This is a genomic window from Winogradskyella psychrotolerans (genome assembly GCF_018860545.1).
GTDB lineage: Bacteria > Bacteroidota > Bacteroidia > Flavobacteriales > Flavobacteriaceae > Winogradskyella > Winogradskyella psychrotolerans_A.
This window is the reverse complement of record NZ_JAHKPN010000042.1, coordinates 1-23053: the sequence shown is the minus strand read 5'-3', so window position 1 is coordinate 23053 and position 23053 is coordinate 1. Positions and strand designations below refer to the sequence as shown.

Below are 23053 nucleotides of genomic sequence, written 5' to 3'. Positions count from 1 at the left end.
ATTAACCTATTTAAAACCATAATATGAAAATCAACATATGCACATTACTTATCTGCTTCGTTTTAGCCTCTTGTAATGATAAGGATTCAAAAACAGAAACGGAAGCCAGAAAGCCCGAGACCACTACGGTGAAAACCAAAAAGACGTTCTCTAATAAAGGGCATGAATTAGTTTACAACCTTACTCAAAAAACGGGGAATTACCAGACGCTACTTAACAAAAAGGACGTTATATATACTTATACCTACCAAACACCAGATGGAAAAAAAGATGTAAGTACCGAAAAGTATCTTTTTAATGGTGAACTATCTTATGGAATTTATCAGCAACATGAAAGAACACTACCAAATCTTGAAGGGGTAATAGAACAGAGCTACGATGGCACTGAGTATTGGTTAAAACACAACGGCATAATTGTAAACGACACAACCCATCTAAAACGAGTAGCTTTCAACAGACCCACCAATTTTTATTGGTTTTCTATGATGCCAAAACTTTTAGACCCTGGAGTCACATACGATTATATTGGTGACAAAAAAATAGACGATAAAGCTTATGATATCGTCAAAATATCTTTTACATCAGAAAACAATAAGCCCACTGATATTTATCAAATCTACATTAATAAAGAAACACAGTTAGTCGATCAATTTTTATTTACGGTTGCAGATTTTGGAAAAATGGATATACCAAATTTAATGCAATTACAATATGAAAATATTGATGGCATTTTAATTCCGACTAAACGCCAATACAAGAAATCCAATTGGGAAGCTGAAGTCACAGAACAACCATGGATAGAAGTCAACTGGACAGACATTAAGTTTAACAACGGTCTGAAAATGGAAGATTTTTTAAAATAAATATTATGAATAATACGATCACAACATCATTAAAATCTAAATTGGAAGCAAAAAAGGCTGAATTTGAATTGAATGCAGATGCCACGAAAAAAAGCATATACAAAGCTGGATTTGAAGATGTAAACACTAGTAATATTCTTAAAAACGCAAAAAAAGTTGGAGACCAAGCACCCAACTTTACCTTAACAAATGCGTTAGGTAAACCCGTAGAATTGCAAGACTATTTAAAAAAAGGTCCCGTGGTGTTAACGTGGTATAGAGGAGGTTGGTGTCCCTATTGTAATTTAACGCTAAATCAATTACAACAAGAATTACCTAATTTTAAGGCTAATGGGGCCAATTTAATAGCCTTAACACCTGAGTTACCTGACCAATCGATAAGTACCTCAGAAAAAAACAATTTACAATTTGAAGTTTTAAGCGATATAGGTAATAAGATTGCTAAAGATTATGGCATTGTATTTAAACTAACAGATGATGTTGCTGAAATTTACAATACCTCATTTGGCTTAAATGAACACAATGGTGACGCTTCAAACGAACTTCCGTTAGCAGCAACCTATATAATAAATGAAAAAGGAAAAATTGATTACGCTTACCTGAACACTGACTATCGAAACAGAGCTGAACCCTCAGAAATTACAGCGTTTTTTAAAAGATAATTATTAAAACGATTATCTAAAAAGTACTATTTGATTAATAGTTATGTTCATTCTTTTGCAAAAAAAAGTCATTAGTTACTAATGGCTTTTTTTATTTTTATACAAGGCATCCCATTCGTAATTTTAGAAAAAATATTAAATGTGACAAATGTCACATAATAACTCAAAACCCAATCGTACATTTGCGATAAAAGATATGAAAAGAAGTTTAGAAACAATAGAATACAAAGAAAATACAGAAGCCTTAGCAAAGTTTGCTAAAGCTTTAGGACACCCAACACGAATTGCTATTTTGAAACATCTTGAAAGTCAATCCTGCTGTTTTACAGGAGATTTAGTAGATGTATTTCCATTAGCACAATCTACAGTGTCTCAACATTTAAAGGAATTAAAGAACGCGGGTTTAATTCAAGGTGAATTAAAATCGCCTAAAATAAAATACTGTATTAATCAAGAGAATTGGAAAATTGCCAAATCCTTGTTTCAAGATTTTTTTGATTGATATTTTTTTAATAATCATATCGTCTATTGGCGATAAACAAATACTAGCATTATGAGTAAAGTAATTAAAATATTAGGAACAGGTTGTCCAAAGTGTAAATCAATGACCAGCGTCGTAAACGATGTCGTATCAGAAAACAATATTGAGGCTACCATTGAAAAAGTTGAAGATATTATGGAAATCATGAAATTCAATGTCATGTCCACACCTGCTTTAGTCATCGATGATGTGATTACCATTAAAGGTCGAGTACCTTCAAAAGCTGAAGTATTGGCACTGTTAAATTAAAATGCACTGTTATGAACTATCAAGTCAACGCTTCTTCGCTTTTCAATAAAGATGCTGTTATTCATATAAAAGCATCCGACATTGCTTTTGGCACCACATCTAAAACAGCAGACGTTTTACCCAATCCGGCAGAATTATTCTTAGGATCATTTGCAGCGTGTATGCTTAAAAATGTGGAACGCTTTTCAAAGATGATGAAATTCAATTTCACAAAAACCACATTAAAGGTTAATGCCACTCGTCTTGAGCATCCTCCACGAATGGATAATATCAATTATGAGTTAACCATTTACAGTAACGATGAGAAATTGAATGTCGATTTGCTAAAAAAGAACATTGAGAAACACGGCACCATTTATAATACCATAAAATTAGCCTGTACTATTTCTGGCGCTATTAAAACACAAAACAATGTTTGATTGGTTACAACATTTCGCCGATTGGTTAATTTATTCCGTATTTGGAATTGGTGCAGAAACACATTTAGGAGTTGCCCTCAACTTCTTTATATACGATACCAACAAAATCCTGATTCTGCTTTTCGTTATCGTTTTCATCATGGGTATTGTAAACACCTACTTCCCTATTGAACGCTTGAAAGATTACCTGAACAGAAAAAAACTCTACGGTTTAGAATACTTTTTTTCTTCGATTTTTGGAGCCATAACACCATTTTGTTCCTGCTCTTCTGTGCCTCTTTTTATTGGTTTTGTACAAGGTGGCATTCCTTTGGGTGTTACCTTTTCCTTTTTAATTACCTCACCATTAGTCAATGAAGTTGCCGTAGCGATGTTTATTGGTATGTTTGGTTTAAAAGCGACTTTAATATACGTGGTTTCAGGTATTTTATTAGGAACTATTGGAGGTTGGCTGCTCGGCAAATTTAACCTTGAACCTTTACTCTCAGATTGGGTTAAGCAGATTCTTGATAACAACATGCAACAGGCAGAGTTCCAAGAAGAAAAAAGAACATTTTACCAACGCTTACCCGAAATTACAAATAGTGCTTGGGATATTGTAAAAGGTGTACTCCTTTATGTCATTATAGGAATTGCCATTGGTGCAGCGATGCATGGCTATGTGCCCGAAAACTTTTTTAATGACTATTTAGGAGGTGGAGAATGGTGGACCGTTCCTCTTGCCGTTATCATTGCTGTGCCCATGTACGCTAATGCCGCAGGTATTGTGCCAGTCATTGAAGTCTTTGTAGCCAAAGGTGTTCCTTTAGGTACTGCTATAGCTTTTATGATGGCTACAGTAGGCTTATCTATTCCTGAAGCCACCTTATTAAAAAAAGTAATGTCCTTAAAACTGATTGCCATCTTTTTTGGTGTCGTGACGCTGTGTATTATGCTTTCAGGCTTTGTATTCAACATATTATTATAAATTATAAATCCATAAAATTATGCGACAAACACTTCAATTATTAGTAGTTATAACTCTAGGTTTAATGCTAATATCCTGCAATGATCAAAACAAAAGTAATGACCAGGCTTTAGATCAATCAATTTCTAAAATAGAGGTTATGGACTTCCACTCTACACATCGCTGTATGACGTGCAATGCCATTGAGGCGAATACAAAATTCACATTAGATACTTATTTTTCGTACGAATTAAAAGCGGATAAAATTAGCTTCCATGTCATAAATGTTGATGAGAAAAAAAATGAAAAACTAGCTGAAAAATTTGAAGCTTCAGGTACCGCTTTAATCTTAAACGTGATTAAAAACGGAAAAGAAACTAAAATAGATTTAACCGAATTTGCTTTTATGAACGGCATAGATAAAGATGGGTTTTCTAAAGCACTAAAATCTAAAATTGATACGCAATTAAAAACACTCTAAATGGAGTTTCTAAAAGCACTCTTAGAAAATTATAACATTCCCATTGTATCAGCCTTAATACTCGGACTAATGACAGCCATTAGTCCTTGTCCTTTGGCAACCAACATCACGGCGACGGCCTTTATCTCTAAAAATATTTCGAGTAAACGAAAAGTATTTTTAAGCGGCTTATTATATTCACTCGGAAGAGGCTTTAGTTATACTGCTATTGGATTCATCTTATATTTTGGTGCTAGTAAGTTTCATATCGCACGATTTTTTAATCAAAATGGCGAAAAATATTTAGGCCCATTATTAATCATTATTGGTTTAATAATGCTAAATATTATTAAACTCAATTTTTTAGGAACATCTAATTTTCAAGAAAAGCTATCTGAAAAATTTAAAGATAAAGGGGGATTAGGAGCCTTTTTGATTGGAGTTGTTTTCGCTTTGGCGTTTTGCCCTTATAGTGGAGTCTTATTTTTTGGCATGCTTATTCCCATGACTATTGCGTCTGCAGATGGTCTTTATTTACCCATAATATTTGCCTTCGGTACAGGATTACCAGTGATTCTTTTCACATATTTATTAGCCTATACCGCAGGGAAAGTTGGAGTGTTTTATAATAAAATCACCAAAATTGAAAAAGTTATGCGTATTGTAGCTGGTGTTGTTTTTATTATCACAGGGTTATATTATGTGGCTATATTTACTGGGATATTGAAATAGTCAATATCAAAATCAACGATTCTTAGCCTCAATCCACTTGCTCATATATTTGGTACTTTGCATGGATTGATGCATAAATAATTGTCCGATAAAGTTGTTTTCACGATGTGCATTTATATCCTTAGAAAGTTCTATTAGTTTAGATGCAAATCCTTTTTCAAAATTTACTTTATTGAAGCGCTTATGCATCACTTTAAAACCCTCATGTTGTTTTTGTTTCCAAGTTTCAACATTATTGTAAAGTAAGACAGCTTTTTCAGCAAAAACTTTAGGATTATCCGAGGTAAAACCGTTACCACCTAGATGACCAAACATACCTTCTGCTGCAATATTCGTCATTACACACGGAGTTCCATTTTGCATCGCATCGATTAATTTACCTTTAAGTCCGGCACCAAAACGTAAAGATGCTAAGCAAACCTTGGCGTTTTGCATAACGGCATTAACATCTTCCGCAAAACCTTTAATAAAAAAACCCTCTTTTGGTTTATGGAGTTGGGTCACTTTTTGAGATTCATATGCTCCATAAATATGTAGTTCTGCTTTTGGTAATTGTTGCCGTATCAATGGCCAAATCGTCTGTTTTAAATATAAAACGGCATCGTAATTTGGTGCGTGAAGAAAATTACCGATAGTTATAAAATGTTGTCGTGCTTCAAAAGTGGGTAAAAGTTTTATATCGTCCTCAGAAATAGGCTCTAACAGAAATGGTAAATAATACAGTAAGGATTTATCTATTTTAAACTGATTCAATAAAATTTCTAGTTCTGCTTCAGAAATTATTAAGCTCAGGTCGCAACGATAGATACTGGCAATTTCGCGTTTGGTGGTATCATTTTGAAGATGTTCTGAAGTAACAGTCTCATTTCGTTTTAAAGCCACTTCCCTAGCCTTTCGTAAGCCATGAAAATCTTCGGTATCTAAAATCCGCAACGCATTGGGGCATTGTTCTGAAACACGCCAACCATATTGTTCTTCGGTCATAAAACGATCAAACAGCACAGTATCTGGATGTAATTCTTTTACAAATGCATCAAAAGACGAATCGTTTAAAAGAATCGGTTTGGTTTCAACATTTATGGTGTTTAAATCAAACGTATTGTCAGATGTTTTAGCTGCAGAAGCAAAGGTCACTTCATAACCTTGACTTTGAAATTGCGCTATCAATTGAAGTATACGACTGCCAGCCGCTGAACTTTTAGGTTCTGGCCAAACGAAACCGATAACGAGTATTTTTTTTTTCATGTCACCATTATAAAATTCTAAAAATCACATCCCAAACACCAATTGGTCCGCTTAGTATTTAATTTTTATAATCTTAATTTTTGATTAATTTTATCTGAAATAATCGGGACTAAATTAATCAATTTTCATTTGACCAAAGCAGAACTCTATAAGGAATTAAACTACGTCAACCATTCGCGCGATATGCGATTGAAGTACGCTCACCTTATCATTGATAATCCGGAATTGGTTGCCCCACTTTTAGACATTCTATTTGAGGTAGATGATAAAATTTCGTGCAGAGCAGCTTGGGTTTTAGAGTTTATGTGTGGAGAACATCTCAATGCTATAATTCCGCATCTCGATACCTTTACCCAAAATATTTCGATAGTCCATTTAGATCCAGCGGTGAGACCTGTTGCTAAAATTTGTGAATATCTCACAAAAGCTTATTATTCTAAAACGGACAACGCCATAAAATCAGCACTCTCTGAAAATCATAGAGAAAATATTGTTGCCGCATGTTTTGATTGGATGATTAATGACGAAAAAATTGCTCCTAAAGCGTATAGCATGAATAGCTTATATCTCTTAGGAACCGAGTACGATTGGATTCATCCAGAACTCGCCATTATTCTAGAACGCGATTATGAAATGCAAAGTTCAGGTTTTAAAGCTAGAGCGAAGCATATTTTAAAGAAGATAAAGAACCGTTAGAACTTTAAAATTCGGAGTTAGTAAATATCGAAAAAACTTCGTGCTTGGCGTTTCAAACTTCAAACATACTTCCATATATTTACCACTTCAAAAAAACTGACATACATGGCACTTTCACCTCTTAATGCAATTTCACCAATCGATGGTAGATACCGATCTAAAGTTGAAGCTTTAGGCAATTATTTCTCAGAAGAAGCACTGATTAAATATCGTGTTTTAGTAGAGATTGAATATTTCATCGCTTTATGTGAATTACCGTTACCGCAATTAGAAGCGGTGTCTAGTTCTGTTTTTGAAGATTTAAGAGCTATTTATAAAAATTTTACTGCTGTTGATGCTTCAGCCATTAAAGAGATTGAAAAAGTTACCAATCACGATGTTAAAGCTGTTGAGTATTTTATTAAAGATAAATTTGATGCTTTAGAATTATCAGCTTACAAGGAATTTATTCACTTCGGCTTAACGTCTCAAGATATCAATAACACAGCTATTCCTTTAAGTATAAAGGATGCTATGAATGATGTGTATGTTCCTGAATATAGCGCCCTTTTAGAAAAAATAGAAGGTCTAGCTAAAGATTGGGCTGACATTCCAATGTTAGCGAGAACACACGGTCAACCAGCCTCACCTACACGCTTAGGTAAAGAAATTGAGGTTTTTGCAGTGCGATTAAAAGAGCAATTCAACTTATTAAACGACGTGCCTAGTGCTGCTAAGTTTGGTGGTGCCACAGGAAATTTTAACGCACATAAAGTCGCTTATCCTAGCATCGATTGGAAAGCCTTTGGAACTCAATTTGTTCAAGAAAAATTAGGCTTGCAACATTCGTTTCCTACAACGCAAATAGAACATTACGATCATGCAGCCGCTTTGTTTGATGGCTTAAAACGTATTAATACTATAATTATTGATTTGGATAGAGACATCTGGACTTACGTGTCAATGGATTACTTCAAACAAAAAATAAAAGCTGGTGAAGTTGGAAGTTCTGCAATGCCACATAAAGTAAATCCTATTGATTTTGAAAATAGTGAAGGGAATTTAGGTATTGCTAATGCTATTTTTGAACATCTTTCTGCAAAACTACCGATTTCTAGATTGCAACGCGATTTAACGGACAGTACCGTTTTAAGAAATGTAGGAGTGCCTTTTGGACATACACTTATTGGGTTTAAATCTACCGTAAAAGGTTTAGGAAAATTATTATTGAACGCCCCAAAATTCGCACAAGATTTAGAAAATAATTGGGCCGTTGTAGCGGAAGCAATTCAGACGATTTTAAGACGTGAAAGCTATCCTAATCCTTATGAAGCTTTAAAAGGCTTAACGCGAACGAACGAAGCGATTACACAAACGTCTATTTCTAATTTTATTGATACCTTAGAGGTTTCTGATGCTATTAAATCGGAATTAAAAGCGATAACGCCAAGTAATTATACCGGAATATAGTTTATGAGTATTTCAAATCTAATACCAAAAACAACAGACGCAATTGTATTAAGTTGCGTAACCATCCTAGTCCTAAGTTTGTTTATTGCTGGGTTATGTGATGTATTAGACTACTTTATTATAAAAGTTATGCTGTTTATCTGTTTTGGATCTTTATTTATTACAGCAATTATATTTGCAGCAAAAAATGATGTAAAAGAAAATCGTCTTGAAGATACTCCTCAAGACGATTCTCATTAACATTTAAATAATAGTCAGATTATTTAAAAAAATCTGTTAACCCTTGCAATTGGTTTTTGTCTAAATCTCCTTTTTCTAATACAGAAACTAGGGTCATTAATTTATTAGCATTCATATCATCCCCTAAAATTCTAGCGATCATAAAGCCTTTGTTTTTAGCGTGTCCAAAAACAATGAGTTCATCAATATTATCGATATCTCCTAAAAACTTCACTACGAATTTTCCATCTACTGGACTACCACCACGAATCAACTCTTCATATTTTGAATCTTTAAGAATCGTATTCACTTTTCCGAGTTCTAATTTGTAATCCTCAGCATCGGTATCCTCTTTCATAAATGTTAAAACATTCAGCTTATCAACAGAATTATAGGCTGTTTTCTGTTCTTCTGTCATGTCAACATTTTCAACATTAATAAAACTTGTTGGCAAATCAAATGAAGCAAAACCTGGTTTTAATTCATTTTCTATGTAATACGTTTGCAATGTAGGCCCTTGATTACAACTTGTAAAAGCTGTAACCAAAAGCAACATCACTATTGATTTTTTGATTGATTGTATCATGTGATTATTTTTATTTATTGTTTTTTTCCAGCTTTCTCTAACTGCTCACCACCTGGAATATCCATTGTATTGGTAATTTTAGATATTTGTCTTAAATCAATATCTCCTGTTAAAGACAATACAACGGTTTCAAACACACGTTTTTTACCGTTAATTTCTATATCTTGTCCTTCAGTTAACTCCTTCAAACCTGACATAAACATCAGTAATTCTTTTACATGGTTTTCGTCTTTACCTTCTTTTACGTAAAACTTCACGGTTTGATCACCATCTTTAAAGCGCATTAATTCTTCAAGCTTAGACGATTTTAGATAAGAATCTACTGTAGACTTCATATCCGCAGATACTTTATCATCTCCTGTAGTGAATACTTTAAGACCCGTAATCTTCTTAACCATTTCCATAAATTCTTTCGCTTCAGGATCATCAATATCCATATCTATAGTGGCTAACATTCTAAAAGCCTTTTGATTAATAACGAAGGATGCGACCACATCAATATCTTCATATTTATCGAATACACCTTGAGCGAATGTCAATATTGGTGTCAATAAAAGGGCTGTGATTATAATTAATTTCTTCATAATTCGTGATTTTTTGTTTTAATTGTTTTTCAAAATTTTGTTTGTCATTATACTAAATTGGCTTAGTTTACTTGCTTGTTGAGCACCTTCATTGATGTTCTCACCAACTAAAGCTAAACTTGATAATTGTGTTTTTCCTTCATTCATCCCTAAAGAAATTAAACTAAAAGCTTCCATCGTTTGGTTATACACCATAAGGGCTTCTTGTTTTTCCTCTTCTGTAGGACCCATAAAACTTGGCACAATTAAACCAAGCATTAGAACGGCAACAGCTGCGACAGAAATCCATTGATACAATTTTGTTTTCTTAGAGTTTAATGGAACGTCTTTGGTATACTGTTCTTGTTTTGATTTAGAAAAGTATATAAACATGGGCTTGTAATGCTCAAATTCTGGTGCCACATGATCTCCGTTGAAGTACGCCTTTAGTTGCGCTTCTTCTTGCAAAGATGTTTCTGCATTATTATACTTTTCTATTAATGTTTTTATATTATTTAATACCATATTGATGTGTATTAGTTAATTTTTCTCTTATCGTTTTTCGTGCTCTAGATAAATTTACGCGAATCGCAGTTTCATTCATGTCTAACATTTTAGCGATATCTTCATAATCATATTCTTCAATATCTCTTAACTGCACTATTATTTTTTGTTGTTCTGGTAAGTCTTCCATGATCTTAGACACCCAATCCACACTGTCTTTTGCTTCAACTTGATGCTGTAATGACGTATTGTTATCCGTATAATTACTATGAACAATTTTTAAATTAGAGGCTTGTTTAGATTTTAAACGATCTAAGCAAAAATTCTTTGTCATCGTCATTGAAAACGCTTCCACATTTTTATAGTCACCAATCTTGTTATTGTTCTTCCATAATTTCAAAAGTATTTCTTGTGTCGCATCTTCTGCTTCTTCACGAGACACTAGTAATCGTTTCGCTAAACGAAATACTTTATCCTTAAATGGCATTACTAAGCTTACAAAATCTGCTTGCTTCATTAGTTTTTTGATTGGTTGGTGAAGTCAGTTTTACGCGCCTTCATAATTACGACGATACACTTTATGTTTTGTTACAAAGATTTCTTTTTTTTACAATATTGTGAGTAAATTTAGAGTTTTACATTATACAGTAAAGAATTGCTACAAAAGAAAACTAATTATTTATGAGAACAATTAAAATTGCATTGCTGTCCTTGCTTTTAGCACTTAGTGCGACGAGCTGTTATGATGATATGGATGATAATATAGTCCCAGCAACTACTTTAGAGCTTAATGACTTTGTTTGGAAAGCTATGAATTATGTCTACTTATATAAATCTGAAATACCAGATTTAGCGGATGATCGCTTTATGAGTACCGATGAATACGAAACATATTTAAATAGTTATTCGACGCCAGAAGAATTATTTGAATCCATATTATACCTACCAAATGAGATTGATAGGTTTAGTGGTATCTATAGTAATTATTTTGATTTACAAAATGCATTATCTGGCACGTCTCTAAGCAATGGTATAGAATACAACTTATATTATGTACCTGGAAGTAGTACTGAAATTTTTGGAGTGATAACTTTGGTATTGGCTGATAGTCCTGCTGAAGGCTTAAATTTACAACGCGGCGATTTTTTTAGAGCCGTTAATGATGAAAATTTAACGGCAAGTAATTATATCGATTTATTAAGTGCCACATCATACACGTTGAATCTGGCGAATTATTCTGATAACGGAACACCTGATACTTCTGATGACGATACCGTAACGTTGTCTGGAGATAGTGCAAGTCTTAGCAAAATCTCATATACCGAAAATCCTGTTCATAAAACAGAGGTTTTAGATGTAGGCGGTATTTCAGTTGGTTATTTAATGTATAACGGTTTTACAAGTGAATTTGATAACAACTTAAATAATGCCTTTGCTGAATTTGATGCTGCTGGTGTCTCAGAGTTAGTTCTTGATTTAAGATATAATGGTGGAGGTTCTGTGCAAACTGCTGCCTATTTAGGTAGTATGGTAACAGGGCAATTTACTGGACAAGTATACTCTAAACTGTTTTATAATGATAATCTATCTAACAATGACACCGATTACGTCTTTACAAGTTCTATTAATGGTAATTCTATAAACAGTCTCAATCTGTCTCGCGTATACATATTAACCACTAATAGACGAACAGCCTCGGCAAGTGAACTGGTTATAAATAGTTTAAGTTCTTATATTGACGTCGTCGTAATTGGCGAAAACACCGTGGGAAAAACACAAGCCTCTAGAACTGTTTATGATTCACCTAGCCTATTTTCTGATACCGGTGCTAATACTAGTCATACCTACGCTTTACAACCGTTACTAGCTAATTCTACAAATGTTAATGACGAACTAGTGCCTTACACAGGTTTGATTCCAGATATTGAACTTTCTGAATCGGCACGTAATTTAGGGATTTTAGGTGATGTTGATGAACCGCTATTAGCTGCGGCCTTAGCTGAAATCACTGGATCTAGTAGATCTTCTAATCTCAGCGAGAATGCAGATTTTGAACTTGAAGAATTAAGAATGCCAATAACTGCGCTTCAACAAGACATGCACATCGATTAATAAGAAATTCTATTTTATAAGATACAAAAGCCGCTTCTACTCATGGTAAAAGCGGCTTTTTTTTTGATTTAAAAATGAAACAGACTTAATTATCCAAAGTCATGTTTTTATTTAATTAAAATATATTTTTGAAGCAACTACAGGAGCATTAAAGCTATTGATTAATGAATAGCTCGTATCATCATAGATAAATAATTGTCCGGCACTAGTATAATCAACGGCATCTACAAAATACAAACGATCATCTTTTGCTGCCATTCCATATAAAGTCGTTGCTACTGTTGTAAAAAGAGGTGTTGATGTTACTGCTGTAGCATCATCTGTAATGCTTAAAATGGAACTTCCTAAGTTGTAATATAGATTTCCATTTAAATACGTCATCAATTCAGGATGTTCTCCATCTGAAAACTCTAGTGTTGTAGATACCGTATTTGTATCCATATCTATTTTTGTAATGGCAGCTTTAGTTTCATCCCCTGTCCATGCTGGTTTCCCACTACTTAAAACGATTAAATCACCATTATCATCCAAAAGCATTTCATCTGGATTATCATTTACAGTAATTGTAGTTGTTAAAACATCAGAAGACGTATTTATCACTGAAATAATATTGTTTGTAGTGTAAGCTCCTTTATGAGACACATATAGAAAATTATCTTCCGCTAAAATTTGCTCAGGTCCATTACCTACAGGTATCGTACTAATGACTGTATTGGCAGTTAAGTCTACCACAGCTACAAAATCATCAGTTTCATCAAAAGGATCTCCCCAATTTGTAACATAACCTTTACCATTTGCAAAAGCAATATATCTTGGAGTAGTTAACCCTGTAGAAATAGTCCCTAACTTTTCAAACGTATAACGGTTGACTACTGTAATTGTACCAGCATCTACTACAATATATGCCTTATCATCATTAAAGCCTAAAGATTGTAAATACACACCTGTTGCTTCATTATTCACATTATAATAAATTTGATTTTCTGAGGTCGTTAAATCTTCTGAAATAAAAGAAATAGAAGATGGTGAGCCTTCGCCACTAACTATAATTCCGTCTTCATAAGCTCCTAAAGGGGCTGATGGTGTTGCATCATCATCGCTAGAACAGGACACGATTAATAACGACATTGCAAGCATTGATAAAATAATTTTTTTCATTGTAACTGGTTTAAAATTTATATTGAATTTGAAAATTAAAATTACGATCTGGCATGGGTCTAAACGCCACGTTCTCGTATACGGTATTAAATAGATTATTCACTTTTAAGCTTACATCTATTTGCTGAGACTTTGTTTTGAAGAGTTGATAATTCAATCCAAAATTGGTGAGTTGATACGCTTCTACACTATAAAATGTACCCGATAAGTTTTCTGGAGTAGTATACACTTCGCCAGTATATAAATGTTGCACAAATAACGACATACGTTTATAAGCATAAGCCAAATTGATATTTGCTTTATGGTAAGGCACATATATGAGTTGGGCATCAGTTTCTAGATCTTCAGAAACGGTGTACGCATAATTACCTTGTAACGAAAATTGATGCGCTTTAATTTTATGAGTGACCTCTAAACTAGCTTCAGCTCCATAATTTTGTGCTTCAGCAATATTTTCAGGACTCCAAAAGCCAGAATCATTAGGTGTCCACTGGATTAAATCAGAGGTTTTTATATAAAAAGTATTCACCTTCAGACTTGCATTTTTATAGGTAAATTCTTGACCTAAATCTAATTGATAAGAGGTTTCAGGTACTAAATCTAAATTACCTCCAGGTTGCCAGTACAAATCATTAAACGTTGGCACTCGGTAATTTTTAGAGCCATTCAATTTCAGCTTGTAAAAATTTGAAACGTCATAAGCCATATCAAAAGAAAATAATAATGGACTCTCAAAACCTGAAGTTACATCTTGTCTTATATTTAAACCGTAGTGCCATTTCTCATTTGGGTTATAAAGTAATAGGGCTGTCGTTGAAAATTCTATTCGGTTAGGATTACCAAAACTACTTCCGCTGCCCTCATAATAATTATAGGATACAATGGGTTTAAATTTTAAATCCTTCAAGAGATCAATATCTACTGTATAATTAATAAGGTAAGTATTCACTTTTCCGAAGGTAAAATTGTCTGTATTTTTATTTCCAAAATATTTAAAATGCTCTTGTAGATGCGCTACTTTTAATTTTGAATAGCTTTTAGTTCCAAAACGCGACCACTCTAACATGGTTCTAAAATTTTGATCCTCGTATTTTGCTAAAGAAGGAGACGAAACCGTTCCTGAAAATTCGCGTTCACCAATAAACGATTGATGATAGAGTTTTAAAACATCTTTACTAGACAACACATAACCTAAATTTGCGTTTATACTTCCATTCTGAAAAGCACCATTTTCGTTAGATTGATCTGTATTTAGATACTTATAATCATTCTCAGAATCTCTATAATCTAATCCTATATTTACAGAAAACTTCTCATTACTATACGATGACAAATAGTTTACATTTTTAGTCTCGTAACTACCATAGGACAACGTAGCCGTATTATCAAAATGCTGTTTAAAACTCAAAGTATTATTTAGATGAATACTCCCACCGATAGCACCACTACCATATTGCACTGAGCCACCACCGGAACGAATAGCAATACTATTAAAATTAGTGGTATTTATGGTATTAAAATCGGTTTGACCTGTGAGCTGAGAATTAATAGAAAGTCCATTCCAAATTACAGCGGTTTGCGAAGCATTAGTCCCTCTAAACGATGGTGACGATACCATGCCGTAACCATTTTCTTTAAAATAAATATTAGTATTAAAACGCAGTAAATCCGTGAATGAAGCATTGTTTTTTTTGAGCAAAGAATCATTAAGCACAGTCACTTTGTACCCATTAGCAAAATCTTTTAGTTTTATATCACTCAACACCACTTCATCTAAGCGTTGAATAGAATCCAAAGGAACTTGAGCCATAATATGGCTACTAAAAAAGACTATTAAGAAAACGCGTAATGCTCGTATCATACTTAATCACTTTTATCCCGAAAGCTTTAAAATTTTGTTTGAATTGGGCAGGTCTCCTGACTTGTTTTTTATCACATCACCTTCCCAGCAATACGCCAGTGGTTTTGAAGAATGTAATAACTCTTATAAATGAGATGCCCAATCTCGTTGAGCATAAAACTTACAGTTGCGGGAACAGTTCTGGACTTGATAATTACATCTCACCAGATTCCCTTTTAATCTAATCGCATAACAATTAGAACCTAATTTCGGGGTAAAAGTACTCTTTTAATTATAGCTGATACCTGATTTTTGTCACTTTTTTTTATTCATTTTATACAGCAGATATATAAAGCCAATTAAAAAATGTGCAATGATTATTCCTGCAACGATATATAGTGTTAAATTTGAATCGTCTCTCATGACTCTAATAATTTTAACAAATTTACCTATTCAACACATAACGAATAGTTACAAAGGTTACATATGAAAATTACACGTGTTTTATTACTTTTTATACTCGTCTTTTATAATTGTAAAGAAGATAAAAGCCAAGAGAACCAACTTCCGCTAATGGAAGACAAGGTAAAAACTTTAAAATATGCTGAAGGTTTTAACATCCTTCAATCCAACCAAAGTACTACCATAGAAATAACCAAAGCCTGGCCAAAAGCCGAAAAAAAATACCGCTTCTTATTACTTTCTAAAGAACAAGCGTCTAAAATCACCTATAATAAAGACGATTATGATGGTGTTATTATAACCCCAATTACAACATCAGTGGTCACCTCCACCACGCACATTCCTGCCTTAGAACTTTTAGGGGTTGAAGAAACTTTAATCGGTTTTCCTGGCGCTAACTATATTTCTTCTGAAAAAACAAGACAACGTATTGATGAAGGCTTGGTAAGGGAATTGGGTAAAAATGAAGGCATCAATACAGAGGTTTTATTGGAATTAAATCCAGATGTAGTCGTTGGATTTGGAGTCGATGGTGTAAACAAAACCTTTGAAACCATTAAAAAAGCTGGTGTTCCTGTGATATACAATGGAGATTGGGTAGAATCTTCAGCCTTAGCAAAAGCCGAATGGATTAAATTTTTTGGTGTACTTTTCAATAAAGAAAAAGAAGCTGATTCTATATTTAACACCATTGAGCGTGACTATTTAGCAGCAAAAGAAATTGCTAAACAAGCCCAGCACCAACCCACTGTTTTAAGTGGCGCAATGCATAAAGATGTGTGGTATTTACCAAATGGCTCTAGCCCAGAAGCGCAATTTTTAAAAGATGCCAATGTTAATTATTTATGGAGCGACACTTCTGGAAACGGTAGTTTAGCCTTGAGTTTTGAGGTAGTATTAGACAAAGCTAAAGCTGCTGACTTGTGGCTAAGTCCATCATACTATTCAAGTTTAAAACAATTAGAAGATACCAATTCACTTTACACCAATTTTGACGCTTTTAAAAATCAAAACATTTATAGCTTTGCCAACACCACAGGAGCGACAGGTGGAGTATTATACTATGAATTAGGAACAGCAAGACCCGATTTAGTTTTAAAAGATTTAATAAAAATTTGCCATCTTGAGTTGCTTACGGATTACACACCCTATTTCTTTAAACGCTTAAATTAATTGAGTAGCCAAAATACATATCGATTTCAATTCCTATTGCTAGCAGTAGTGTTATTGGTGTGTTTTATGGTGAATATTAGTTTGGGCTCTATAAATATTCCGCTTAAAGCCATTTTTGGAAGCTTTTTCGGATCTATTGATACCTCTTCAAATTGGAATATTATTGTATTGGAGTATCGACTTCCAAAAGCCATAACCGCAATTATGGTGGGCTCTGGTTTGGGAATTTCAGGATTATTGATGCAAACGTTATTTAGAAACCCATTAGCTGGTCCTTTTGTGTTAGGAATCAGTTCTGGCGCAAGTTTAGGAGTTGCTCTAGTTATCTTGGGCTCAGGACTTTTTGGTGGTTTATTTGCTACAGCACTAACGACTAAATGGAGCATTGTTATTGCAGCGAGTTTAGGCAGCTTTTTGGTTTTATTAGCTGTTTTAATGGTTTCTAATAAAGTTAGAGACACTATGGCCATTCTTATTATTGGTCTTATGTTTGGAAGCATTACTGCTGCTGTCGTAAGCGTATTATCTTATTTTAGTTCAGCCGAACAATTACAACAATACATCTTTTGGGGCTTTGGAAGTTTGAGTAATTTATCTTGGGAAGAACTCTTTATTTTCTTCGGAATTTATGCTGTTGGTATTGTATTAAGTATCGCGTCTATCAAAGGATTAAACAGCTTATTATTAGGAGATAATTATGCTAAAAGTTTAGGTTTAAACTTGAAACAAAGTCGACTGATTATCATACTAGCCACCAGTTTAATTGCAGGAACTGTAACTGCTTTTGCTGGACCAATTGCTTTTATAGGTTTGGCCATTCCACATTTAACACGTCAGGTTTTTAAAACAACCAATCATAAAATATTATTACCAGCAGTTTTTTTATTTGGAGCCATTGTAATGCTAATTTGCGATACTATTGCACAAGTTCCCAATAGTGATTATACCTTACCTATTAATGCCATAACCGCTTTAGTTGGCGCGCCTGTTGTGATTTGGTTATTAGTGAGACAACGTAAAATGATGTTTTAAAATGAAAACGGAAACCTCACATATCGTTCTTAAAGCCAACCAACTTTCTATAGGTTATAACACCAAGAAGGCTGAAACGATTATTGCTTCAAATATAAATTTTGAATTGCAAAAAGGGCAACTCATTGGCCTAGTCGGAGCTAACGGCATTGGAAAATCGACCTTATTAAGAACACTCATTAAAGTACAACCAGAATTATCAGGTTCTATTACACTAAATGACAAAGACCTTAAGTCGACATCCATTTTAGAGCTCGCCAAACAATTAAGTATTGTGTTAACAGAACCTTTAACGTCTAAAAATTTATCGGTTTTCGAATTGGTATCTTTAGGGCGACATCCTTATACCAACTGGATTGGAAACTTAACCGATGCCGATATAACCATCATAAACAAAGCATTAGTCCATGTAAATATTTTAAACTTGAAGGATAAAAAATGTTTCGAACTTAGTGATGGTCAACTACAAAAAGTAATGATTGCCCGTGCTTTGGCACAAGACACCGACGTCATTATTTTAGACGAACCTACATCTCATCTCGATATGTATCATAAAGCGTATATCTTAAAACTGCTTCAAAAATTAACCAAAGAAACGGGTAAAACAATCTTATTTTCTTCTCATGAAATTGATTTGGCTATTCAATTGTGCGATACCATGATTGTTATGCAAAAGGAAAAGGTAGTCTGTAATCAGCCCTGTCAATTAATTTCTGAAGGTGTTTTCGATTCCCTATTCCCTAAAGATTTAATAGTTTTTGATGACAAAACAGGAAGTTTTAGAGTGACATAAAACAGAAAGAACACCAACCTAACACACTTAAAATAAACTCGTTGACAAACATCTATGCAGTTTGCATTAAAACAAGTAACTTACTTCATTGAAAATATAACCTTAACCAAATTTTCTCAAAATGAAGTTTATACATTGTATTCATATTGTATTTCAACTTTCATTCTGCTTATGTTTTTTTGGTTATGCCCAACAGCAACAACCAAATATTAAATACTTTTCGCTCGAGGAAGGGCTATCGCAGGTTACTATTAACGATATACTGCAAGACAAAAACGGATATGTTTGGATAGCGACACAAGATGGTTTAAATAGATTTGATGGTGAAAAATTTAAGCACTATAAACACCATGATACGGACTCTACAAGTATTTCTGGTAATCTAACAAATACACTACTCGAGGATGATAAATCGAATATCTGGGTAGGTACTATTGGTAACGGCCTTTCGTATTACAATCAAGATAAAGAACGTTTTTATAGTGTAAAACTGCAATATGCATTAAATGAAAATGAAACCATATCCGATTTCGCTATAGATAATGATGGAGAGATTTGGGTGGCATCTAGGCTCTCTGGATTGCATAAGCTTAAATATTTAGAAAATAACACATTTTCACAAAAAAACTATTTACCTAATCTATCATTAGGTGCTCTACTTTATGACGCTAATAAAACGCTCTGGGTTGGCGACTTTGATGGTAATATTTATAATATAAATCCTAAAAAAAGTAATGACATAACTATTACCCCTAAATTTAAAATTAATAGCCGTATCCGTTCGTTTTATAATACGGAAGAACATTTATTAATTGGGTGCGATTATGGATTATATATTTATAATTTTCAGAATAAAAAGCTTGACCTATTTAATTTTGATATCACTACAAATTTTTCTGTAAAATTCATATCCGCTTTCTTAAAAGAAAATGATTCTTCCGTCTGGGTTGGAACAGGCAATGGTCTTTTTCTATTAGATTGGAAAAAAATGAAAATTATACGCAAAATTGAAAAATCAAAAAATAACATAGATGGCCTGAGTAATAACACCGTTACTGCATTACTCAAAATTGATGAAGATAGAATATTAGCAGGTACAGCGAATAATTTAAATTTTTTGAATTTTAAGTCCCCTTTCTTTCAAAATATTTCAAAAGACAAACGCGGTAGCCATTTACTTAATGACAATGTCATTTTTTCAATTTTAAAAGACGAAACAGATTTATGGATTGGCACCTCTGATGGTGGCTTAAATTTAATTAGAAATGGTACTCCATACTATTTTGAAAAAGTTGAAAACGATTCAACAAGCACCTTTGGTACCGTTAGAGAAATAGTTAAAGATCATAAAAACCAAAGAATTTGGATTGCAACGACTAGAGGTATACGAATGCTAAACTTAAAAACCTTTAACCCTAAACACCCTAAATTTACAATATTCAGATATAACCCAAAGGACAAGAATTCTATTAGTGGTGATTTTTTAAAGGGAATGACACTCGATCAAAATAATAATATTTGGGGAGCAACTTATGGATATGGAGTTTTTAGATTGGAAACAAAAGATAGCGGTAAAACAAAAATAACTCGGTATTTACATAATCCTGAAAATAAAAACTCTTTACAAAGTAATGTCACCATGTGCGTACGTACTGATAAAAACCAAAATATTTGGATAGGAACGCAAGGAGGATTAACCAAATTACACTTTCAAAACAGTAATTATACTGACCCCATTTTTACAAATTACAATAAAGACTCTAAACAAAAGAACACCCTTTCTAATAACTCTGTTTATGATATATTATTAGATAAAAACGACAGTATCTGGGTAGGTACGCGTCATGGATTAAACTTGTTTTTGGGTGATAATTCTTTTACGTCGTGGATGGAACAAGACCAATTTACAAATGCTGCAGTCTATACTATTCAAGATGATGACCTTGGTAATCTTTGGCTAGGTACCAACGATGGTTTGGTGAAATTTAACACGAGTAAAAGAAAATTTACGCAATATAAAAGTGAAGACGGTATACAGAGTAATGAATTTGATATACATGCAAAATTCAAGGATAATCAAGGTCATATCTATTTAGGAGGAATTGGCGGAGTAACATATTTTAACCCACAAAAAATAGAAACTATAGATCAACCTAACAAACTATATTTTTCAGAATTAAAGATAAAGGACTCAGTTATAAAACCAAATAATGCAAAGGGTGCTTTATTAACTAAATCTATTATAAAATCGAATCATATAGAGTTCAAACACAATCAGTTTCCTTTTTATTTACATTTTTCATCAATCGATTTTCGTGACTATAAAAACGTAAAATACGGTTACAAACTTCTACCTACCGATGAAGATTGGAATATGCTTACAGATTCAAGAATTCAATTTCTAAATTTACCCTCTGGTGATTACAACATACAAATCAATGGTTTTTCGAGAGGAGTAGAATGGAATCAAGCCCCTTTAGAAATGTCCCTAAGTATTTTACCACCTTGGTATAAAACTTGGCTAGCATATTTATTTTATTTAGGAATTATTGTTTTTATTGTAAATCGATTTTACAAGTTTCAAGTCTCCAAAAAATTAGCTAAAGCTGAAAGTATAAAACTTAAAGAAATTGATGAATTAAAAACAAAAATGTATGGCAATATCTCACACGAATTTAGAACTCCACTAACACTAATAAATGGGTTATCTAAAATACTAATTGAAGAAAACATCAACAATGACAATACTGAAAAGTTAAAAGGAATTTATCGAAATGGAAACCAATTACTAAAACTCGTTAACCAAATTTTAGGCTTAGTTTCTTTTGATGCTAAAAAAGTCAAGGCAAATTATAAAAATGGAGATGTCATTGTCTTTATAAAACAATGTGTATCCTATTACAAATTTCACTCAGACTCCAAACAACAACACCTTACGCTCTTTTCAGAAATTGAATCATTACAAATGGATTTTGATGATGATAAATTGCAAAAAATAATAAACAATGTATTATCTAATGCTATCAAATTTACTCCGCCTAAAGGGAAAATAGATATTGAGCTTAAAAAAGTAAACCAAAATCTTATCATCATAATATCAGATTCTGGAAAAGGCATCAATGAAAAACATTTACCTTATATTTTTGATCGTTACTATAAAACATTCGAAGACAATATTGATATTGGAAATGGAATTGGAATGGCACTTACTAAAGAGCTTGTCAATCTTTTAAAAGGTAAAATCAATGTAGAAAGTAAAATTAATAAAGGGACAACATTTACAATCCAATTACCTATTAATAATACAGTTGAAAACACTTCAGAGGTTTTATATGAACTTCCATTTACAGATACTACTAAAACCACAGAAGATACAGAAACTGCAGGACTAAATAAAAAAGCATCACACACGCTTTTACTTGTTGAAGATAACAAAGAGATAAGAAATTATATAACACTACTATTAGGCAAAATTTACAATATTACGATTGCAAAAAATGGTATCGAAGGTTTAAAAATTGCTAAAAACAAAAATATTGATTTTATCATAAGCGATGTAATGATGCCAATGATGGATGGCTTCGAATTTTGCAAACAAATTAAGAGTGACCTAAAAACCTCTCATATACCTTTTATTATATTAAGCGCCAAAACAGCGAAAGAAGACATATTAAAAGGACACAAATTAGGAATAGATACCTACTTATTTAAACCTTTTGATAAAGACGAATTATTACTTATTATTAAAAATTTACTCCAGAAGAAACAAGAACAAATCAATTATTTTAGTAAGCTTTTAAAGCTTAAAGAATGCTCAGACCATCTAAATACAAATCAACTAGATATAGATTTAATTCGTGATCTTCAAGAATATGCTTTAAACAATAACAATAAACTTTCAATAGACCAATTAGCAAAAGAACTTGGCACAAGTCGTACACAATTGCATAGAAAAGTTAAAGCTTTAACCGAAATGTCTGTTACAAATTACATCAACCATATTCGTATTGAAAAGGCGAAACACTTATTGGTTAATACAAAACTCAACAGTAACGAAATCGGATTTGAAGTTGGTTTTGAATCTTCAACGTATTTCTCTAGAATATTCAAAAAAGAATTAGGAATGACACCTGTCCTATATCGTAAACAGAACACATAACAACTGTTTTTAATAGCTTAGAACAATACTTCTATCTTTTGAAACAATTGTATTATTCCATTTTTTTTAATCAGTTTAATTTTACGTAACACTCAACGGAAGTGTAGTTTTAAACAACTAAAGGCACCTCAATTCTTATTTATAATATAAGGTTCTTACAACACTACCTATTCATTTTATAAGACATTAA

Annotated in this window: 23 protein-coding genes and 1 riboswitch; of the genes, 16 read left to right on the top strand and 7 right to left on the bottom strand. The window is 32.9% G+C overall.

The genetic code is table 11. The features are described from left to right. Nucleotides 1-23: 23 nt before the first annotated feature. From KO515_RS14145 to KO515_RS14110, 8 genes are all read left to right on the top strand, one after another. Complete coding sequence (locus tag KO515_RS14145; RefSeq protein ID WP_215936992.1) at nucleotides 24-863, top strand: DUF6503 family protein; 840 nt, start codon at nucleotides 24-26, stop codon at nucleotides 861-863. A 5-nt stretch (nucleotides 864-868) separates the two neighbouring features. Further along, entirely contained in the window at nucleotides 869-1525 is a 657-nt protein-coding gene (locus KO515_RS14140; RefSeq protein ID WP_215936991.1) for a peroxiredoxin-like family protein, read from the top strand. Between the two features lie 196 nt (nucleotides 1526-1721). Next, a complete protein-coding gene (locus KO515_RS14135) occupies nucleotides 1722-2027 on the top strand; it encodes an ArsR/SmtB family transcription factor (RefSeq protein ID WP_178984047.1) in 306 nt (101 codons plus the stop codon). A gap of 51 nt (nucleotides 2028-2078) precedes the next feature. Beyond that, nucleotides 2079-2315: a thioredoxin family protein gene (locus tag KO515_RS14130; protein ID WP_215936990.1), complete on the top strand. Its 237-nt coding sequence runs from the start codon at nucleotides 2079-2081 to the stop codon at nucleotides 2313-2315. 11 nt (nucleotides 2316-2326) lie between these two features. Beyond that, nucleotides 2327-2734 carry an OsmC family protein gene (locus KO515_RS14125; protein WP_215936989.1) on the top strand — a complete coding sequence of 136 codons (408 nt, stop codon included), beginning with the start codon at nucleotides 2327-2329 and terminating at the stop codon, nucleotides 2732-2734. Further along, nucleotides 2727-3701 carry a permease gene (locus KO515_RS14120; RefSeq protein ID WP_215936988.1) on the top strand — a complete coding sequence of 325 codons (975 nt, stop codon included), beginning with the start codon at nucleotides 2727-2729 and terminating at the stop codon, nucleotides 3699-3701. Before KO515_RS14125 ends, KO515_RS14120 begins: the two co-directional genes overlap by 8 nt. Nucleotides 3702-3720: 19 nt before the next feature. Beyond that, complete coding sequence (locus tag KO515_RS14115) at nucleotides 3721-4161, top strand: nitrophenyl compound nitroreductase subunit ArsF family protein (protein ID WP_215936987.1); 441 nt, start codon at nucleotides 3721-3723, stop codon at nucleotides 4159-4161. Further along, complete coding sequence (locus KO515_RS14110; protein ID WP_215936986.1) at nucleotides 4162-4872, top strand: aromatic aminobenezylarsenical efflux permease ArsG family transporter; 711 nt, start codon at nucleotides 4162-4164, stop codon at nucleotides 4870-4872. It abuts the gene before it with no gap. A 12-nt stretch (nucleotides 4873-4884) separates the two neighbouring features. Here KO515_RS14110 and KO515_RS14105 read toward each other — a convergent pair whose 3' ends face one another. Beyond that, nucleotides 4885-6117, bottom strand: coding sequence for a glycosyltransferase (locus tag KO515_RS14105; protein WP_215936985.1), 1233 nt, complete (start codon nucleotides 6115-6117; stop codon nucleotides 4885-4887). Between the two features lie 129 nt (nucleotides 6118-6246). Here KO515_RS14105 and KO515_RS14100 point away from each other — a divergent pair, with 129 nt between their 5' ends. The 3 genes from KO515_RS14100 to KO515_RS14090 all read left to right on the top strand — a co-directional run bounded on the left by KO515_RS14100 (nucleotide 6247) and on the right by KO515_RS14090 (nucleotide 8502). Further along, a complete protein-coding gene (locus KO515_RS14100) occupies nucleotides 6247-6813 on the top strand; it encodes an adenylosuccinate lyase (protein ID WP_215936984.1) in 567 nt (188 codons plus the stop codon). A 105-nt stretch (nucleotides 6814-6918) separates the two neighbouring features. Continuing rightward, complete coding sequence (purB, locus tag KO515_RS14095; protein WP_215936983.1) at nucleotides 6919-8262, top strand: adenylosuccinate lyase; 1344 nt, start codon at nucleotides 6919-6921, stop codon at nucleotides 8260-8262. 3 nt (nucleotides 8263-8265) lie between these two features. Beyond that, the gene (locus tag KO515_RS14090) at nucleotides 8266-8502 is read left to right on the top strand and encodes a hypothetical protein (RefSeq protein WP_215936982.1); all 237 of its coding nucleotides are present in this window, start codon (nucleotides 8266-8268) and stop codon (nucleotides 8500-8502) included. Nucleotides 8503-8521: 19 nt separating this feature from the next. Here KO515_RS14090 and KO515_RS14085 read toward each other — a convergent pair whose 3' ends face one another. Genes KO515_RS14085 through KO515_RS14070 form a run of 4 tightly spaced genes read right to left on the bottom strand, consistent with a single transcriptional unit; the run spans nucleotide 8522 to nucleotide 10651 of the window. Then, the gene (locus KO515_RS14085) at nucleotides 8522-9067 is read right to left on the bottom strand and encodes a DUF4252 domain-containing protein (RefSeq protein ID WP_215936981.1); all 546 of its coding nucleotides are present in this window, start codon (nucleotides 9065-9067) and stop codon (nucleotides 8522-8524) included. Between the two features lie 14 nt (nucleotides 9068-9081). Further along, entirely contained in the window at nucleotides 9082-9651 is a 570-nt protein-coding gene (locus KO515_RS14080) for a DUF4252 domain-containing protein (RefSeq protein ID WP_215936980.1), read from the bottom strand. A gap of 18 nt (nucleotides 9652-9669) precedes the next feature. After that, complete coding sequence (locus KO515_RS14075; protein ID WP_215936979.1) at nucleotides 9670-10155, bottom strand: hypothetical protein; 486 nt, start codon at nucleotides 10153-10155, stop codon at nucleotides 9670-9672. Next, nucleotides 10142-10651 carry an RNA polymerase sigma factor gene (locus tag KO515_RS14070; protein ID WP_215936978.1) on the bottom strand — a complete coding sequence of 170 codons (510 nt, stop codon included), beginning with the start codon at nucleotides 10649-10651 and terminating at the stop codon, nucleotides 10142-10144. Before KO515_RS14070 ends, KO515_RS14075 begins: the two co-directional genes overlap by 14 nt. Before the next feature lie 164 nt (nucleotides 10652-10815). Between KO515_RS14070 and KO515_RS14065 the strand changes: the two genes are divergently transcribed. Continuing rightward, complete coding sequence (locus KO515_RS14065) at nucleotides 10816-12246, top strand: S41 family peptidase (RefSeq protein ID WP_252723881.1); 1431 nt, start codon at nucleotides 10816-10818, stop codon at nucleotides 12244-12246. A 111-nt stretch (nucleotides 12247-12357) separates the two neighbouring features. Here KO515_RS14065 and KO515_RS14060 read toward each other — a convergent pair whose 3' ends face one another. Then, entirely contained in the window at nucleotides 12358-13404 is a 1047-nt protein-coding gene (locus KO515_RS14060) for a YncE family protein (RefSeq protein ID WP_215936977.1), read from the bottom strand. Nucleotides 13405-13414: 10 nt separating this feature from the next. Continuing rightward, entirely contained in the window at nucleotides 13415-15265 is a 1851-nt protein-coding gene (locus KO515_RS14055) for a TonB-dependent receptor plug domain-containing protein (RefSeq protein WP_215936976.1), read from the bottom strand. A gap of 29 nt (nucleotides 15266-15294) precedes the next feature. Then, nucleotides 15295-15526, bottom strand: a riboswitch (cobalamin riboswitch). A gap of 204 nt (nucleotides 15527-15730) precedes the next feature. Here KO515_RS14055 and KO515_RS14050 point away from each other — a divergent pair. The 4 genes from KO515_RS14050 (at nucleotide 15731) to KO515_RS14035 (ending at nucleotide 22863) form a co-directional block, all read left to right on the top strand. Next, nucleotides 15731-16879: an ABC transporter substrate-binding protein gene (locus tag KO515_RS14050; RefSeq protein ID WP_215936975.1), complete on the top strand. Its 1149-nt coding sequence runs from the start codon at nucleotides 15731-15733 to the stop codon at nucleotides 16877-16879. Next, nucleotides 16880-17911, top strand: a complete 1032-nt coding sequence (locus KO515_RS14045) for a FecCD family ABC transporter permease (protein WP_215936974.1) — start codon at nucleotides 16880-16882, stop codon at nucleotides 17909-17911. Between the two features lies 1 nt (nucleotide 17912). Next, the gene (locus tag KO515_RS14040; protein WP_215936973.1) at nucleotides 17913-18704 is read left to right on the top strand and encodes an ABC transporter ATP-binding protein; all 792 of its coding nucleotides are present in this window, start codon (nucleotides 17913-17915) and stop codon (nucleotides 18702-18704) included. 121 nt (nucleotides 18705-18825) lie between these two features. Beyond that, the gene (locus KO515_RS14035; protein WP_215936972.1) at nucleotides 18826-22863 is read left to right on the top strand and encodes a hybrid sensor histidine kinase/response regulator transcription factor; all 4038 of its coding nucleotides are present in this window, start codon (nucleotides 18826-18828) and stop codon (nucleotides 22861-22863) included. The last annotated feature ends 190 nt before the right edge of the window (nucleotides 22864-23053 follow it).